Source organism: Fodinicola feengrottensis (assembly GCF_039530045.1).
Lineage (GTDB): Bacteria > Actinomycetota > Actinomycetes > Mycobacteriales > HKI-0501 > Fodinicola > Fodinicola feengrottensis.
Genome location: NZ_BAAANY010000008.1, coordinates 176980 through 194724, shown reverse-complemented (window position 1 = coordinate 194724; position 17745 = coordinate 176980). Strand labels below are relative to the sequence as shown.

Annotated in this window: 10 protein-coding genes; 4 read left to right on the top strand and 6 right to left on the bottom strand. The window is 67.2% G+C overall.

The window, feature by feature from the left end:
• Nucleotides 1-88: 88 nt before the first annotated feature.
• Both ABD301_RS10585 and ABD301_RS10580 read right to left on the bottom strand, forming a co-directional pair.
• On the bottom strand, nt 89-949 hold the full coding sequence (locus ABD301_RS10585; protein WP_344309381.1) for an RpnC/YadD family protein: 861 nt from the start codon (nt 947-949) through the stop codon (nt 89-91).
• A gap of 62 nt (nt 950-1011) precedes the next feature.
• Nucleotides 1012-6486, bottom strand: coding sequence for an ATP-binding protein (locus tag ABD301_RS10580; RefSeq protein WP_344309379.1), 5475 nt, complete (start codon nt 6484-6486; stop codon nt 1012-1014).
• A 264-nt stretch (nt 6487-6750) separates the two neighbouring features.
• Between ABD301_RS10580 and ABD301_RS10575 the strand changes: the two genes are divergently transcribed.
• Both ABD301_RS10575 and ABD301_RS10570 read left to right on the top strand, forming a co-directional pair.
• A complete protein-coding gene (locus tag ABD301_RS10575) occupies nt 6751-8253 on the top strand; it encodes a serine/threonine-protein kinase (RefSeq protein WP_344309377.1) in 1503 nt (500 codons plus the stop codon).
• Between the two features lie 2 nt (nt 8254-8255).
• Nucleotides 8256-9722 carry a serine/threonine-protein kinase gene (locus ABD301_RS10570; protein WP_344309375.1) on the top strand — a complete coding sequence of 489 codons (1467 nt, stop codon included), beginning with the start codon at nt 8256-8258 and terminating at the stop codon, nt 9720-9722.
• 261 nt (nt 9723-9983) lie between these two features.
• On the opposite strand, the gene ABD301_RS10565 is transcribed toward ABD301_RS10570, so the two are convergent.
• Nucleotides 9984-11225 carry an HNH endonuclease gene (locus ABD301_RS10565; protein WP_344309373.1) on the bottom strand — a complete coding sequence of 414 codons (1242 nt, stop codon included), beginning with the start codon at nt 11223-11225 and terminating at the stop codon, nt 9984-9986.
• A 477-nt stretch (nt 11226-11702) separates the two neighbouring features.
• On the opposite strand from ABD301_RS10565, the gene ABD301_RS10560 reads away from it, so the two are divergent.
• Complete coding sequence (locus ABD301_RS10560) at nt 11703-13334, top strand: NRAMP family divalent metal transporter (RefSeq protein WP_344309371.1); 1632 nt, start codon at nt 11703-11705, stop codon at nt 13332-13334.
• Nucleotides 13335-13336: 2 nt separating this feature from the next.
• Here ABD301_RS10560 and ABD301_RS10555 read toward each other — a convergent pair whose 3' ends face one another.
• The 3 genes from ABD301_RS10555 to ABD301_RS10545 form a co-directional block, all read right to left on the bottom strand.
• The gene (locus tag ABD301_RS10555; RefSeq protein ID WP_344309369.1) at nt 13337-14287 is read right to left on the bottom strand and encodes a VWA domain-containing protein; all 951 of its coding nucleotides are present in this window, start codon (nt 14285-14287) and stop codon (nt 13337-13339) included.
• A gap of 73 nt (nt 14288-14360) precedes the next feature.
• Nucleotides 14361-14768 (bottom strand): twin-arginine translocase TatA/TatE family subunit, encoded by a 408-nt coding sequence (locus tag ABD301_RS10550; RefSeq protein ID WP_344309367.1) that lies wholly within the window; start codon nt 14766-14768, stop codon nt 14361-14363.
• Nucleotides 14769-14790: 22 nt separating this feature from the next.
• Nucleotides 14791-15132: an ArsR/SmtB family transcription factor gene (locus ABD301_RS10545; protein WP_279582557.1), complete on the bottom strand. Its 342-nt coding sequence runs from the start codon at nt 15130-15132 to the stop codon at nt 14791-14793.
• 115 nt (nt 15133-15247) lie between these two features.
• Between ABD301_RS10545 and mgtA the strand changes: the two genes are divergently transcribed.
• The gene (gene mgtA / locus ABD301_RS10540) at nt 15248-17743 is read left to right on the top strand and encodes a magnesium-translocating P-type ATPase (RefSeq protein WP_344309364.1); all 2496 of its coding nucleotides are present in this window, start codon (nt 15248-15250) and stop codon (nt 17741-17743) included.
• The last annotated feature ends 2 nt before the right edge of the window (nt 17744-17745 follow it).

The following is a 17745-nucleotide window of genomic DNA, read 5'->3' as shown; positions in this document are numbered from 1 at the left end:
GCAGGACACCAACCTCGGGGCTGTGTCTGGGCGCCGCAGGATGGCTCGGTCCACTCGCTGGCTCTCATGCCCAGGGCCGGCACAGTTCTCAACCCTCCAGCGCGTCCAGGCCCGGTGCCATGCTGGCGGCCCGAAATGCCTGCTCCGCATCGCCGTTGGCCAGCCGACCGGCAATGCGGTCGATCCGCGGATCATCACCAAAGCGCGAGCGCAACATGATGCTGAGGATCTTCGCCTCACCGCGGGCCTCACCGCGGGCTTCGCCACGGGCTTCGCCATGGGCTTCGCCGTCCGCGTACGCCTGGATAATGCCAGGCGACGGCGGAAACTCGCTCAGGTCGAACGGCATCCGACTCTCCCTCCCGATCGCGACGACCTCATGGAGCGGCAAGTATACCCGCGCGAGGGTCTCCGCAATTTCCATCAGTGTCTTGGTCGTCGGCTCGCCCGACTTCGCGATCGTCTCCAGTACGTCGCGCAACAACTGCCGCCGGCCGGCCGGCGTCGACCTCGCCAAGACAGCCAACGGCGCGGTGGCCGGCCGGATCAACAATTCGGCCGGATCGCAGTCCCGGAGCCGGTGGACCCGGAAGCGCACCGACAGCGAGTCGCGGCGGAAATCCTCCTCGACTTCGCCGCCGCCGAGCAACAGGATGTGTTGCTCGATCCGAAACCGCGGAAAGCGCTGCCATATCCGAGCGAGATATTCCACCATGCGTGCGCCGGAGTCACGGTCGGCGCGCCTGAAGAACTCGATGTGCGCGAGCTCCATCTCGCTGACGCGTACCAGAAGATCGACCCGTTGACCGTGGGCCGGCAACTCCTCCGACTCGGCGACGATGTCCGCTGGTGTGCCGAGGCCCATCCAGGCGCAAATGCCGCCCAGATGGTCGGCCGTCAGCCGCTTCAAGGCGTTGTCGTAAATCGGCCCCGGCTGTTGGTCCGCCATGTGCCACCTCCTGCTAATGACGCTAGGAAGTGGGTCTGACAAAAATTCGCCGCGGGGCAGAATCAGGTCAGGCGGGCCTCGATGGCTTCGATGATGCGGGGACGCAGCTCCGAAGCGCGGATGACGGCGTCCACCGAGCCGACCTCGACGGCGCGTTGGATGTTGTGGATGCGGTCAAACTCGGCGGCCACCTCGCCGAGCTTTTCGGCGCGTACGGACGACCGCAGTTCGTCCAGCTCCGCCGTCAGAGCGGCACGGTCAGCGCCGGTGGCGGCGCCCACTCGAGCCTCCACCTCGTGGACTCGAGGGTCATTGGCCGTACGAGCGTTGACCTCGCCGGAGAACACCGCCGCGGCGGCCGGGGCGCCGCCGAGAACGGACGCGAAGGAGCCTTCCAGGGCCAACACGGTCATGCTCGGGTTAAGCGCCTTCGAGAACACCACGAAAGCGCCGCCGTGGTAGCGCGAAATCACGCAGAACACGATCGGGCCACGGAAATTCACGATCGCACGGCCGATTTCCGCGCCATATTCCAGTTGCAGCCGGCGCATCGACTCCGGCGAGCCGTCAAAACCGGAGAGGTTCGCCAGCACCACCAACGGCCGGTTGCCGCTCGCCGCGTTGATCGCTCGCGCGGCTTTTTTGGACGAGCGTGGGAAAAGCGTGCCCGCGGTGTACGTGTCGGGGCCGTCGGTGGGTGGGAAACCGCGGCGCGGCACGGCCCGCGACTCGATGCCCAGCAGGCAGACCGGCAGGCCGCCGAGGTGCACGTCCTGGACGGCGGCGGTGTCCGCGTCGGCCATGCCCGCCCAGCGCTCCAGCACCGGGTGGTCCTGGTCCGCGACGGCCCGCATCACGGTCCGAATGTCGAACGGCTTCTTGCGGTCCGGGTTCGCCTGGGCGGAAAGGATTTCTCCGACCGTAGCGAAATCGCTGTCCGGCACCGAATGCGGGAAGTCCGAGATATCCCGGTCGGACGGGTCGATCGTACGAGCGCGCCGCGGCCGGTCCTCGCCGGGCACGACATAGCTGTGGTCGTAGTGCGCCATCAGCACGTCCCGCGCGGCGGCGAGGTTCGGCGCCCAGTACTGAGCCTGGCCGTTCGGGCCCATCACCCGGTCGTAGCCGCCGATGCCGAAGTTGTCCTCGGCCGACACACCACCGGAGAAGTCGAGCGCCTGCTTGCCGGTCAGCACCATCGCCGACTCCGGCGTCATCACCAGGACGCCCTTGGTGTGCATCAGCATCGTCGCTTCGGCGTTCCAGTACGGCTGCGCGCCGACGTTGATGCCGGCCACCACGATGTTGATCTCGCCGCCGTCCTGGGTGAATTCGACGATCCGCTTCAGCGCGGCCGCCACCCAGTCCATGTTCTCGGTGCCGGACTCCATCGAGATCCGGGCGCCGGCGGACACCGCGTACCACTCCAGCGGCACCCGCATCTGCTCGGCGAGGTTCAACGCGGCGATGACCCGGCGGCACTCCGCTTCGGACAGCGCGCCGAGTGCCTTGGTCGGGTCGCCGAGCAGCACGACTCGGGTGACGCCTTCGGGGTGCCGCTCGGTCTGGGTGGTGACGACACCGGCGACGATCGCCGCGGTGTTGCGGCCCTTGGGCCGGTCGACCGGCACCAGCACGTGGGCGTCGTCGAGGTCGTGTTCGGTGAAGGTGCCGAGCAGCGAGGTCAGCTCGTACGGGTAAACCGTGTTGCGGCTGCTCGCCCGCAGCACCTTCTGCCGGTAGCCGTCGAGCGGCTCGACCAGCGCGTCGGACGGCGCGTCGATGCTCAGGTGGCCGATGCCGTTGAGATCGAAGGCGACTCGTACGGCGACCTTCACCAACTCACCGGTCTCCGGCATCCGCCGGCGGGCGATGAACAGGATCTCCTCCAGCCCGGCGCCGGCGGTGGTCGCCAGCACGCGCTGGGCGATCGACTTCAGCTCAGTGCCGGTGATCCCGCTCGGCGGCCACACGTAGACCACGATTCGGTTGGTCGGGAAGCGGTTCTTCGCCGGCCGCCGCGACTGCGCGCGACGGATCGAGTCGACGCAGGTGGCGATGGTGTCTTCCGCGGTCGGCAGGGCGACCAGCCGGCCGTCGTGTTCACGCAGCTCGGTCAGGTCCCTGACCTGCGCGAACGCGACAAGTCGGTCGTCCGACGGATTCTCCCGCGCGACGCACTGAAAGAGGTAGACGTCCTCGTCCGAGGACGGCAGCCGGGTCAGGTCGAAGTTGCGCAGCCGCTCCAGCTGCATCCGCTCCGCGATGTACGGGTGCAGGCCGCGGATCAGCCGATCCTCGGTCATCCCCGCCGGCGACGGCCGGAAGGTGAAGTGGTGGTGCATCACCGCGCCGCCGCTGCCGGCGACCGTGGTGGTGAGCCGGCGGACCTGCCGGGGCAGCGGGTGCGCGCTGACGACCTCCTGCAGCGCCGCACCCATCGCGTCGAAACCGTCCGGCTGGTTCTCCCACGCGAGGTAGATGTCGGCGTCGACGTCCTCCTCGGACGTACGAGCGACTTCGGCGAGCCCGCGCAGCGCGTCGCCGAGCGCATCGAACCCCACCGCGCTGGACACCAACCGGAGGTTGGCTCGCTCGGCGACCACGAACATGCAGTCCGCCGCGTCGCTCGTACGCACGTTGACCAGGCCTTTGTTGCCGTAGTAGCGACGGGTCAGCACTTCCAGCATCGGTGCGTGGTCCAGCCCGCCGCGGCCGAGCCGCTGACCGAGCAGCCGCACCAGCGGTTCGGTGCTGCCGACCATCGCGGCGATCCGCTCGGCGCGGTCCGGCGCCTGCGGGTTCGCGTCGAGATAGCGCAGGTGGTTGCGTACGTCCGCGTAAACGCGAGCACGGGTACGACGAAGGAGCGGCTGCCCGAACCAGCCGAAAACGACGCCGCGAGCGAGGTCGGCGACCACCGGGAAACGCACCTGCGAGGCCGCGACCAGGCGTTCCAGCGCGAGGCCCGACGGCTCCCGGAGCGCCTCGCTGGGCGGCGCTTCGCGCAACCACTCCCGCAGCAGGGTGCTCACGACGGTGGCGTCGGAGGCCGCGCGCTGCTGCGCGAGGAAGATCCGGAACACCGCCTCTTCCAGCTCGGGCGTACGGTCCAGATCGGTGACGCCGTAGTGCCCGAGGGCCTTCGCGAGCCGGGTCTTGAACCGCTCCGACAGCCCCGCGCGGTCGACGTCCAGGCTCTGCAAATACGTGTGGAAGTATTCGCGGTCGCTGTGCACATGGAAGTCTTCGTCACCGATCTCCTCGCCGGCCGGCTTGTTGCGGCTCAGGTCGGCGAGGTCAGCGAACATCGACAGCAGCTCGACCTCTTCGGCGAGCGGACGCTGGCCCGCGTCGACCAGCTCCTTGCGAGCTGTGAGGTAGCCGGCGAGCACCCGGCGCTCGTCATGTGGATCGACGTCGAAGCCGAGCAGCAACCCGCTGAGGTCCCGCAGTCCGCGAGCGGCCCTTTCCCGAGCCGGTACGTCGGCCCGCTCGACCGGCAGGTCCAGCTCGACGGCCTCGGTGGCGGCCGGCGCGTCATCGTCGCTCTCGGTGACCAACCGCTCGAGCCGCAGCAGCGGCGCGCCGGCCTCGACCTGGCTGCCGACCGAGACCGAGCACTCTTTCAGCCGCGCGCGAAACGGCGCCCGCAGCACCGTCTCCATCTTCATGCTCTCCAGCACCAGCAGCGGCGCGCCCGCCTCGACCTCGGCGCCGACCGCCAACGGGGTGGCCACGACCAGCGCCGGAGCCGGTGAGCGTACGACGCCGCCCTCGTCCCGGCTGACCCGGTGCGTGACGCCGTCGACCTCGACCAGGTGGACGACTCCATGAGTGCCGGTGACCAGCCGGAACCGGGTGCCGTTGACGGTGATCTGGCCGGTGTGCCGGTCGAACCGGTCCAGCCACACGTCCGCGGTGTGCGCCGGCGTACCAACGCCGGTGTCGATGCCGACCCGGAAGCGGTGCGCGCCCACCCGCGCGACCCGGACCCGGTAGCCGGCGCCGCGCAGCTTCAGGTCCAGCGGCCGGCCGCTCTGGTGCTGCACCTGCGGACGGCCGCCGGCCGCGGTCGACAGCAGCCGCTGCCGCTCGACGCGTTCGTCTTCCTCGTACGCCTCGATGGCGGCCGCGGCCAGCGCGACCGCGGAGTGCCGGTGCGAGACCAGCCGGCCCTCGCCGCGTACCCGGTCGATCCAGCCGGTGTCCGCGCTGGCGTCGATCACCTCGGGCTGGTCGAGCAGGTCGAGCACGAAACTCTTGTTGGTCGCGCCGCCCTCGATGATCACCGTGGTCTGCGCCATCGCCCGGCGCAGCCGGCCGAGCGCCTCGTCGCGGTCGCTGCCGTACGCGATGATCTTCGCGATCATCGAGTCGAAGTCGGCCGGGATGGTGTCGCCCTCGCTGACCCCGGTGTCGACCCGGATGCCCGGCCCGGCCGGCAGGTCGAGCCGGGCGATCCGGCCGGGTGACGGCGCGAAGTCGCGGTCCGGGTCCTCGGCGTTCAGCCGGGCCTCGATGGCATGCCCGCGTTCGGCTGGCTGCGCGCCGGTCAGCCGCCCGCCGGACGCCACGTGCAACTGGAGTTTGACCAGGTCAACGCCGGTTGTCGATTCGGTGATCGGGTGCTCGACCTGGAGCCGGGTGTTGACCTCCAGGAAGGCGAACAGCTTGTCGCCGGGGTGGTAGAGGAACTCGACGGTGGCCGCGCCCGAATAGCCGACCGCGACCGCCAGACGCTCCGCGGAGGTCTTCAGTTCCAGCGTCTGGGTGGGGCTGAGCACCGGCGACGACGACTCCTCGATCACCTTCTGGTTGCGCCGCTGCACCGAGCAGTCGCGGACGCCCAGCGCCCACGCGGTGCCCTGGCCGTCCGCGATCACCTGCACCTCGACGTGCCGGGCGCCGGTGACCAGCCGCTCCAGGAACACCACCCCGCTGCCGAACGCCCGGGCGGCCTCCTGGCTGGTGCGCTCGTACGCGTCGACCAGCTCGACCTCGTTCGTGATGACCCGGATGCCGCGCCCGCCGCCGCCCGCGGTCGCCTTGAGCATCAGCGGATAGCCGATCTCGCCGGCCGCCCGTACGGCCGCGGCCAGGTCCTCGACCGCGCCGCGGCTCCACGGCGCCACCGGCACACCGACCTCTTCGGCGAGCAGCTTCGCGCCGATCTTGTCGCCGAGCTTGCGCATCGCGTCCGCACTCGGGCCGACGAACGTGACGCCGATCTTGTCGCACAGCTGCGCGAAAGCCGGGTCCTCGGCGACGAAACCCCAGCCCACCCAGGCGGCATCCGCGCCGGTCTCGACCAGGGCTCGCTCCAGGACCGCGAGGTCGAGGTAGGGCCGCGCCGAGGCCGGGCCGAGGTCGTACGCGATGTCGGCCTCGCGGACGAACGTGGCCGTGCGGTCCACGTCGGTGTACAGCGCGACCGTCTCGATCGGGGTCCCGGTCTCGGCAGTGAGATCCCGGACGGCGTGGATGAGCCGCATCGCGGCCTCACCTCGGTTGACGATGGCGACCCGACTGAACACCTAGCAAGCCCCTTCTTGTAGCCGACACACAAACGACAGGCCGCTCATGCGGACCTCTGCGCGTACACACTTCCCTCTTCCGGCTGGTAGGGGAATGTCGTAAGGGGAGCATGCCACCAGCCCACGTTTGTGGAAAACGTACAAGAGCGAGTGGCCACCTGCGGCTGACCTGCGGATCCCTCCGGCGCTGACCCGACAGACCGTACGGCGGCCCGTTGTGACGTTCGCTATGCCCCCGGTAACGGTTCGGTCACTCAGTGGCGGATGCCGACTAAAGTTTCCACAAATCAGCGGCACGGGGAAGGTGGCACCGCGGTGGAGCCCGGGCTGGTGGTAGGCGGACGGTATCGGCTGGCCAGCCGGCTCGGTCGAGGCGGCATGGGCGAGGTGTGGGCCAGCCACGACGAGCTGCTGGACCGGCCGGTCGCGGTCAAAATCCTGTTGGCGGTGTTGGACGACGATCCGGAGCTAGCCGCCCGACTGCGGCAGGAGGCGCGTACGGCCGCCGCCCTGCGGCACCCGGCCATCACCGTCGTGCACGATGTCGGCGACCACGACGGCCACCCGTATTTCGTGATGGAGTTGCTGACCGGTCGCACTTTCGCCGCTCTACGCAGCGAAAACGGCGGTACCCTGCCGATCGAGCGGGCATTGGCCTTGATGGCGCAGGTCGCTGACGGGCTGGCGTACGCGCACAACCGCGGGGTGGTGCACCGCGACATCAAACCGGAGAACCTGATCTCGGATTCCGGCGGGGTGAAAATCTGCGACTTCGGAATAGCGCACTACGCGCAGGCTTCGGCCCGCTTCACCAAGACCGGCCACACAGTGGGCACCGCACCATTTATGGCTCCCGAACAGTGGCGCGCCGATCCGGTCGACGCCCGTACCGACCTCTACGCGTTCGGCGTCACCTTGTATTTGCTGGTGGCCGCCGAAACACCGTTCGCCGGTCCGTCATTCCCGGCTTTCGCCCACCAACACCTGGAAATCCCACCGCCGCGACTGTCTGGTGTGCCCGCCAACCTCGCCGACCTGGTGGATCGCCTGCTGGCCAAGAAGGCCGCCGACCGGCCCGCCAGCGCGAGTGAGGTCGCCGAGACCCTGCGCGCCATCCGGGACAATTTCGCTGGGGCCGTAGGCCCGCAGGCTCCGACCGTTCACAAGCGCCGGTCCGACCGACCATCCGCCGGTCAGACGACACTCACCAACACCAGGGCCGCCATGCTACGAGCGGGAATTCGGTCCGGCATCCGCGCTTTTATGCTGTTCGTGGTGGTGCTCTGCGTGTCTCTGCCATTCCTGGCACCCAGTGACTCGTGGCTGGCCTTTGGTCCATGGCCAGTCATGTTGCTGACCGGAGTGCTGATTGGCGTCGTCGCAGGGTGCGTTGTCGGCACGCTCGCCGGCTTGTTGTCAGGTTCTATGGGAGAAACTGATACGGTCACGTTGGACAACGACCAGCTGACCGTCACCCAGCGGGTAAGACGAAAGGTGAACGGCAAGGTCGTGGAGATTTCCCCGCGTACTTTCTCGGTCCGCTGGGACGCACTGGAACACCTTGCCATCGAAGGAAAGACACACACCACCACACTCGTCGGCCGCTTCCGGCCAGCCAACGAGCCACCCCTGGCCTGGGCCGTGGAACACGGCCTCCAACGCCGCGAGGATGGCAGCTACGCCATTTACGGCCCGACTGACCGTGACCTGGAGAAAGTGGACGTCGGGCGGCTCCGCGACGCCCTCCCCCGATACTTCGGGAGCTGACGATGCGGGCTGGGGACGTGTTGGGCGGTCGCTACCGACTGGACCGGCGGCTCGGCCGCGGTGGCATGGGTGAGGTGTGGGCCGCCCACGACCAGGACCTGGATCGACCGGTAGCGGCCAAAATCCTGCTGACCGCGCTGGACGACGATCCGGAGCTGACGGCCCGGCTGCGACAGGAGGCGCGTACGGCCGCCGCTCTCCAGCACCCGGGAATCACCGTCGTCCATGACATCGGCGACCACGACGGCCACCCGTACTTCGTGATGGAACTGCTCACCGGCCGCACCTTCGCCGCCCTACGTACCGAAAAGGGTGGCGCCCTGCCGGTCGAGCTGGCACTGGAGTTGATGGCGCAGGCCGCCGAGGCATTGGCGTACGCGCACGACCGCGGGGTCGTCCACCGCGACGTCAAACCGGAAAACCTGATCTCGCTGTCGGGCGGTGACGTCAAAATCTGCGACTTCGGAATAGCGCAGTATGCCGAGGCGTCCGCACGTTTCACCAAAACCGGCCACACCGTCGGCACCGCGCCCTTCATGGCTCCCGAACAATGGCGCGGAGACCCGGTGCACCAGCGCACCGATCTCTACGCCTTCGGCGCCACCCTGCATTTGTTGCTAGCCGGCGAGCCGCCTTTCGCCGGCCCGTCCTATCCCGCTTTCGCCCACCAACATCTGGACAGCCCACCACCCCGACTTTCCGGCGTACCCACCGAACTCGCCGACCTCGTCCAGTGCCTGCTGGCCAAGGAAGCCGGCGACCGGCCCGGCACCGCGAAGGGCGTCCGCACCGCTTTGCTTGCCATTCGGGACAATCTCGCCACCGTCGTACCACCGAGTGCCCCCACTATCACCCGGCGCAAGCCAGCTCGACTCCCCGCCAGCCCAATAACGGTCACAAACACCAGGCAGGACATGGTCACAACCAATTCCGAGGAGATGGCCAAGTTCACGACCTGGCTCGGGGTCGGGATAGCCATCCTGTTCTTCGGTGGCCCTCATCCATTCACGGATTGGTGGGCCCTGGTCGGTCGAGGATTCCTCAGAATGATAGTCGGTTATGGGTCCGGGTTCGTTCTCGGCGCAGTGGGCGGCTGGTTCATGCCGCTGTGGAGCAGACCGGACGCGATCACTCTGGACGCCGAGAAACTGACTGTCACTTACCGAACAGTTAGCTCTGACGACGGCAAGCCCGTCGTCACGGTGGCTCGGACCTTCACGGTCCGCTGGGACGCGCTCGAACATATCGCGGTGGACGGCACTGGCGACAGTGCCGCGCTGGTTGCCCGGTTTCAACCAGCAGACAAACCCAAGAATGCCTGGCTCCAAGAAAATCACGTCAAGCGCCGCGAGGACGGTGACTACGTCCTCTATCCTCCCGGCCCGTACATAAAGTTCCCGCGAAACCTGAAAGTCGATCACCTCCGCGCGGTGCTCCCCCAGTACGCCGGCCACTTCGACACCGACTGACCCGGACAGCCGCCTCCGCACCCACGAGATGGGCATCTTCAAACGCTACTTCACCCTCATCGCCAGCGGCCGCAACCCACCGAAATCCGTGTCAACGACCCCAGCCGCGCCAGGATCAAGCCCAGCGCACTCATCCGCCTTCGCTACCAGGGCGACGTCCTTTCGCGGCCAGGTGATCCCCTGCCTCGCAGGATCTTGCGCACGAGGGCAGGGTTGCGGGCCGCCGGGTGTGGTGCTGCCCGGCGGCCAGGTGGATATTTTCTATGCGGCGAGTTGGTTGATGCCGCGGATGGGTCTTCGTTCGCGGTCAACGTACGCTGGCGGCAGGAATTCAACAATTCCGTCAACAATGCGTACATCCCAACCACCGTGGTGCACTAAACGATGGCACCGGTCGCACAGGAGCACGCAATTTTCAAGGCAAGTAGCCCCACCATCAGCCCAGTGCTGCACGTGGTGCCCCCTCGTCCAGCGGGGTGGTCGGCCGCATCTGGCGCAGCCTTTGTCTCGTGCTATGAGTGCTTTGCGTAGGGCTGGTGTGATGAGTCGTTCGTTGCGTCCGACATCCAGCGGTACGCTGTCGCTGCCCAGCACGATCGGGATGATGTCCGCGTCACACGCGAGCCGGCGGACGCCTTCTGGGGAGATGGGTGCGCCGCTGTGTGGGTAGGCGACTCCGAGCCGTTCCCGCAGCATGTCCCAGCTCATGGTGATGGTGAGATGCGGCCGCTCGGCACCCTGAATCGGGAGTTTCCCGGAGTCCGCGATCAGATTCAACGCTTCCGCTAACGCGTCCCCGTTGCGCTCGGACACTGACCGCTGATCAGGGGTGCCATTCTCAGCGGGGCGGGGTTTGGCCAGTGGGCTCAGAATCTCACTGAACAAAGTGCCGGTTTCACCGTCGAACGAGCCACTGAAGTTCAGCCGTCCATCTGTCCCGGTGTGCAAGGACAGTTCGCGGCGTGGTTTCTCGTTTTCGTGTTCAGAGGGCGCGGGTCCGTCAGGGTCCAGGTGGTCATGGATGCGTCGCCCGACTTTGGCCAGGCCTGGTGCGGTGTACCGTTTCGCGTACTCCACCAGCGACGCTTCGGCTTCCTCGCGATCCTTGATGGTCACCCTAGCCGGGAGCCTGTTAACAACCCCAACAATCGTGTCCATCTGTGAATCGGCGAGCTCACCGCGACGCATCGCCTCACTCGCTATGCTGAGTGTGGGCGCGAGGGTTTCACCGGTCAGGGCTTGGCTGGGGCACAGGTTCAGGGCCCGTTTGTAACGCCGGGACGCCTCCGTGGGGGACAGTCGAAGGAGATCCTGCAGCATCCCCAGGGTGTTGCGGTGCCCGAGCGTCTTGCCGACGTTTCCCCGGTGGATCGCCGCGACAATGTCCAGCACTTCGACCTGCAGTAGCCGGACCGCTTTTTCTTTCTCCTGTAGCAGCTCACCGAGCTCGTCCGGGTCACACCTCCAGAGCTCTGGAGCAGTGAGGTCATCGCCGGCGGCCATGACATTAATTCTACCGCCGGCACCGACATTTTGGTCGCGTACGGGTGATCAGGAATTGCATACTTTCACAATAACCCCAACGAAACATAGAGCGCGCGCGTTCAAAGTGCGGGATTATCCCATGATCAAGAGAAAAGACGCCCCATCCATCACACCGGCCACAGGCGTGAGCCGGTCACCCAACAGACACCGGGCCAAACAGCGCCTCCCCAGGTGGGGTGGCTCACTTGCGCAAGTAGTTGACAGTTGGGGTCACTGGGGTGCACTCTTGGGCCCGGCGGCATCTGCGGCCATGCGGTTTTCGTAGCAGGACGCGAGCGCGAGGAGGTGGGTCGACGTGAGTTCCGACGACGGACATAGTACGGCCCTGCCATCGCGTCTTTTCCCTTGCTGATCTGAACTTTTCCTTTTGCGTTGCTAACCCGCGCCCATCACTGGGCGAGGGTCGCATCGCCATGCCGTGAGGCAGGTTTCGCCATGTCCAACACCACTTTGACCAAGACGGCTTTGACCAAAACCGCACCTGCGGTGCTGGACACCGCGCACACCGGCGATATTCGCGGCGCGTTCGGCACCATCCGGCAGGACGACGACGCACCTCGTCGTACGATCGCGGCGAAATTCAAGACGCTGATAGCGATCGTCGGCCCCGGGCTGATCGTGATGGTCGGCGACAACGATGCCGGCGCGTTCGGCACGTACACGCAGGCCGGCCAGAACTACGGCACCCGACTGTTGTGGACTTTGCTGTTGCTGATCCCGGTTTTGTACGTCAACCAGGAAATGGTGCTGCGACTCGGCGCGGTCACCGGGGTGGGGCACGCGCGGCTGATTTTGGAGCGGTTCGGGAAGTTCTGGGGCGCGTTCAGCGTGATCGACCTCTTTGCGCTGAACGCGTTGACCATCGTCACCGAATTCATCGGCATCAGCCTTGGCTTGTCATACCTGGGAATCCCGACCGTGCCGGGAGTGATTGTCGCGGCACTGGTGATCATGGCCGCGGTCAGCACCGGCTCGTTCCGCCGGTTCGAACGAGCTTGCCTGGTGCTGGTGGCCGGCAGCCTGTTGCTGGTGCCGATTGTGCTGATGGCGCACCCGCCGGTCGGCCAGATCGCCCGCGACTTCGTGCTGCCCGGACTGCCCGGTGGCGCCGAACTGTCCACGGTGATGCTGCTGATCATCGCCATCGTCGGTACGACCGTGGCGCCCTGGCAGCTGTTTTTCCAGCAGTCGTACGTGATCGACAAGCGGATCACGCCGCGGTTCATCCGGTACGAGAAGGCCGACCTGTGGATCGGCATCGTCGTGGTGATCGTTGGCGGGGTCGCGATGATGGCGTTCAGCGCGGCGGTTTTCGCCGGTCACCGGGAATTCGGGAACTTCACCGACGCCGGCGCGGTCGCGACCGGACTCGGACATTACGTCTCCCGTACGGCCGGAGTGCTGTTCGCGATCGCCCTGATCGACGCCTCGATTATCGGTGCCGCCGCGGTCGGTCTTTCGACCTCTTACGCGGTGGCGGACGTGACCGGCATGAAACACTCCCTGCATCGCCGGCCGACCGAGGCCAAGGGCTTCTACGCGGTTTTCGGGCTGCTGATGGCGATCGCGGCGGCGATCGTGGTGATTCCGGGCAGCCCGCTGGGACTGCTGACCGAGGGCGTGCAAACACTGGCCGGGGTGCTGCTGCCGTCCGCGTCGGTGTTCCTTCTGCTGCTGTGCAACGACAAAGCCGTCCTGGGGCCTTGGGTGAACGGCCGCAAGCTGAATATTTTCACCACTTTGGTGATCGCGGTCTTGGTGATGCTTTCGGTCGTACTAACCGCGAGCGTGCTCTTTCCGTCCATCACCAGCGGCCAGATCCTGGGCATTCTGATCGGTGGCTCGTTGGCGGGATTGGCGATTGGTGCGGTGTCGCTGTTTCGCCGGCGCGCTCGTGCGGCGATCGATCGTACGAGCCGGAGCACCTGGCGGATGCCGCCGCTGGCACAGCTGGATCGCCCGGAGCCCTCGACCGGGCGGCGGCTCGGTCTCGCGGTGCTGCGCGGCTATCTCCTGATCGCGGTGGCACTGGTGGTCGTACGCATCGTGCAGCTCGCCATCGGATGACCCTACGGCAGCCGCGGCGCCCACATCAGGCTCATCGCGGCGGCCGCGAATCCACACAACAGAGCCAAACCTGCGTACCACTGGGTGACTTCCTGGGATTCGGTGTGGTAGCCGACCGAGCTGCCCAGATCGGCGTAGGCGCTTTTCAAGGCGTCGCTGCTGGCGGCCTCGTAATAGCGGCCATCGGTTTGGGTAGCGACCTTCTGCAACGCGTCGCGGTCGACCGGCACCGAGACTTGCTGCCCGGAGAGCTCAACTGTGCCGTCCAGAGTGCCGAAAGCGATCGTCGACACGGGCACGCGGGCTTTCTTCGCGGCCGCCGCGGCTTGGGCGTTCGGCCGTCCGTAGGTGGTGTATCCGTCCGACATCAACACGATCCGAGCCGGCGGCGCCCCCGAGGCGCCGTCGGCCGGGACACTCGCTATCGCGTCCAGACACGTGAAAATCGCCTCGCCGATGGCCGTTGACTCCTGCAGCTGCAGCGCGTCGATCGCGGCGAGCACCACACCGCGGTCCTTTCCCGGCGACACCTTCACCTCGGCGGTCTTCGCGAACGCGACCAGCCCGAGGTTGTAGTTGGCCGGCAGCTCCTTCACGAACAGTTTCGCCGCCTGCTGGGCCGCGACGATCCGGTTCGGGGTGACGTCGGTTGCCTTCATCGACAGCGAAACGTCAATCGCCAGCATGATCGTGGCCCGCTCCAACGGCACCTTCACGTCCACCGACGGCTTCGCCATCCCGGTGGCCATCGCCAGCAACACCAACAAAAACGCGGTCGCCGTCAGGTGGCGCCGCCAGCCAGGTGTCTTGGGCACCAGTCTGGTCAGCAGGTCCACGTTGCTGAACCGCACCCCGGCCACCTTGCCCCGCAGCTGCGTCCACACGTACGCACCGGCCGTCGCGAGAACCGGCAGGACCAGGAGCAGCCACCACGGGCTCAGGAACCGAATCACTTCAGGCAGCCTGACTCATGCCACGTTGATTGCGCAAGTGTTTGACTATTACCTGAACCCGGCTTGGGACTTGTCAGGTGCTTTCCGGGTCAATGGCCGCCTTCGTGAGCGGCACAGTCTTCGTAAGCGGCACAGTCTTCGTGGGCGGCAGGGTCTTGGTCAGGTCCAGCTCGGCACTGACCGTCGCCGTTGCCTCGTTGACCTCGCTGAAAGCGTCCTTCAACGGCCCCAGCAAAGCCTGTTGGTCGACATCGGACAGCAGGTGTTTGCGGACGAACGTGCGCGGATTCAGGTCGCTCACGTCCAGGTCCGTGCCCAGCTCGTTCTGCAGCTGCTGGGTCGCGCCCTGAGCCATCTCACGCATGGTGCGCAGCATCCGCGCCGCGCTCTGGATCAGCCCCGGCAACCGCTGCGGGCCGACCACCAGCATCGCCACCACCAGCAGCAGGATGATCTTCGTCAGGTCCAGGTTATCCAGCACGCGCACTCACCTTCGGGACAGCTCAGACAGCGGATCGGCGACGTTTCACCGGAGTGGCGGACTGGCTCGCGACCGCGCGTTCCACGATATCGACCAGATGCGGGTTGTCGACGAAGTAATGCTGGTGACGGCCATTTCGGCGGGCCCCGACCAGGCCGGCGAGCTTGAGTTTGGCCAGGTGTTGGCTGGTGGTGGCGACCGTCTGGCCGATCTCGGCGGCAAGCGTACCAACGTCCTTCTCGCCGTCGGCGAGAAGCCAGATGATGTGCGTCCGGGCAGTGGCCGCGAGCATGCCGAAGATGGCCGCCGCATCCTGCAGGGTGTCGGCGGGCAGGGGTGGATGGTCGCCGGTGGGTGCGGGCACAGCCGTCCTTTCTGCGGTTCGTACGACAAGAGTGAAGCAGCGGCAACGCTTGCGCAAGTGTCTAACTGTCACGGTGCGAACGGGTCCGTAGGCTCTTCACCGTGAGGACCATGCCGTGACCCGCGTTGTACCGCTCTTCGGCCACTCCGCCAGCTCGCTCCGGGGCCTGACCGAGACCGAGGCCACCGAGCGACTGCACGCGTACGGCGAGAACACCCTCGACGCGGACCTGGCACCTTCGGTCCCCATGCGTGCCCGCTCAGCGCTGGCCAGCCCGTTCGTTGGGCTGCTAGCTGGCCTCGGGGCGGTGTTCGCGCTGCTGGGCGACCTGCGTGGTGCGATCACGGTCGCGGTGATGGTGTCGCTGAGCGTGGCGCTGCGGTGGTGGCAACAGGCCCGGTCGGAGCGTGCGGTGCGGGGCCTGAAGGACAGCGTGACCACGACCGCGACGGTACGCCGGCGGGCCACTGCCGACGCCCGTCCGATGGACCGGGAGGTGCCGTTCGACGACGTGGTTCCCGGAGATGTCGTCAAGCTGATGCCTGGCGATCTCGTACCAGCGGACGTACGGCTGCTGTCGGCGACGAACCTGCTGGTGGACCAGTCGGCCCTGTCCGGCGAGACGCTTCCGGTCCATAAGGACGCCCCAGACGACACGTCGTCGGTCTGCTTCGCCGGCACGTCGGTGGTCGGCGGCACCGGCACCGGGCTGGTGATCGCGACCGGGCCGCGCACCCGGTTCGGTGCGATGGCGCGTACGCCCCGGAGCACCGCCCGCGAGTCGAGTTTCGACCGGGGCGTCCGAGCGGTCGGCTGGACGCTGCTCAGATTCATGTTCGTACTGGCGCCGTTTGTGCTGGTGGTGAACGGGATCGTGACGGCGAACTGGGCGCAGGCGCTGCTGTTCGCGGTGGCGGTCGCGGTCGGGCTGACCCCGGAGATGCTGCCGGTGATCGTCACCAGCAACCTGGCCCGTGGCGCGGTGTTGCTGGCGCATCGGCAGGTGATCGTGAAGCGGCTCGGTGCGATCCAGGACCTCGGCGCAATGGACGTGCTGTGCGTGGACAAGACGGGCACGCTGACCGAGGACCGCATCGCGTACGTCCAAGGCTTCGACACCGCCGGGCAGGCCGATGAGGAGGTCGTCGACTACGCCGGGCTGGCCTGCCATTTCCAGGATGTCGCGGACAACCGGCTGGACGAGGCGATCGCGGCCCGGTCCGGGGCGGTCCCCGACGCGCTCTACCGCAAGGTCGACGAAGTGCCCTTCGACCACGTCCGACGCCGCTCGACCATCGTTGTCCAGCGAAGTCGCGATGAGCACCTGCTCATCACCAAAGGCGCTCCGGACGAGGTGCTGGCTCGTTGTACGGCCGAGCCGAACGGCAATCTGACCGACGAGCGCCGACACGCGCTCACTGAACTGGCCACCGGATTCGAGAAGCGCAGCGTACGACTGCTGGCTATCGCCACTGGGCACGTCCCGGCGCGACTCGAGCACTACACCGCCCGCGACGAACGCGACCTGACGCTGCGCGGCTTCCTCGGGTTCGTCGACCCGATCGCACCCGGCGCCGCGGCCGCGGTGGCCACCCTCCGGGAGCACGGCGTCGCGGTCAAGATGCTCACCGGCGACAACCCGTACGCGGCCGCCCAGGTCTGCGAGCAGGTCGGCCTGGATCCCGGTGAGGTGGTGCTCGGAGACCGGGTCGAGGCAACCACCGACGCCGAGCTGCCGGCGCTGGTGACCGGCGCCAGCGTCTTCGCTCGCCTTACCCCGCCCCAAAAAGCGCGGGTCGTCGCCGCTCTGCGCGAAGCCAGCCACACCGTGGGGTTCATCGGCGACGGCGTCAACGACACCGCTGCCCTGCGTACGGCCGATGTCGGCATCTCGGTGACCACCGCGACCGACGCGGCCAAGGATGCCGCCGACGTGATCCTCGCCCAGCGCGACCTGAGCGTCCTCGCCGCCGGTGTCACCGAAGGCCGCCGTACGCTCGGCAACACGCTCAAATACGTCCACGCGACCGCCAGCTCCAACTTCGGGAACGTGCTGAGCCTGCTGGTTGCCAGTGTCTTTCTGCCTTTCCTGCCCATGTTGCCCATTCAGCTCGTGGTGCAGAACCTGCTCTACGACACGGCGCAACTGGCACTGCCGTGGGACCGCGTCGACGAGAGCTACCTGCGCGCGCCGCGGCGGTGGGACGCCGCCGGACTGGCCCGTTTCATGCTGGTGTTCGGGCCGGTTAGCTCGCTGTTCGACGTGGCGACCTTCGGGGTGTTGGCGTGGGTGCTCGGCACCACTACGCCGGCTTTCCAGGCGGGGTGGTTCCTGGAAAGCCTCGCGTCGCAGGTGCTGGTCGTCCTCGTTCTGCGTACCCGCGCGACCAACCTGCGTGCCCACCGCCCGTCCGGCCCGGTGCTGGCGGCCGCGTCCATCGTGCTGCTGACCGGCCTGCTCATCCCGCTGTCCCCGCTGGCCGGCGCGCTGCACATGGGCGCCCTACCAACCGCGTATTTCGGCTGGCTGCCGCTCATTCTGCTCTCGTACGTCCTCACCGTGCAGGCCGTGAAAATCGTCTACGTGCGCCGGTCTCGCGGCTGGATGTGAAC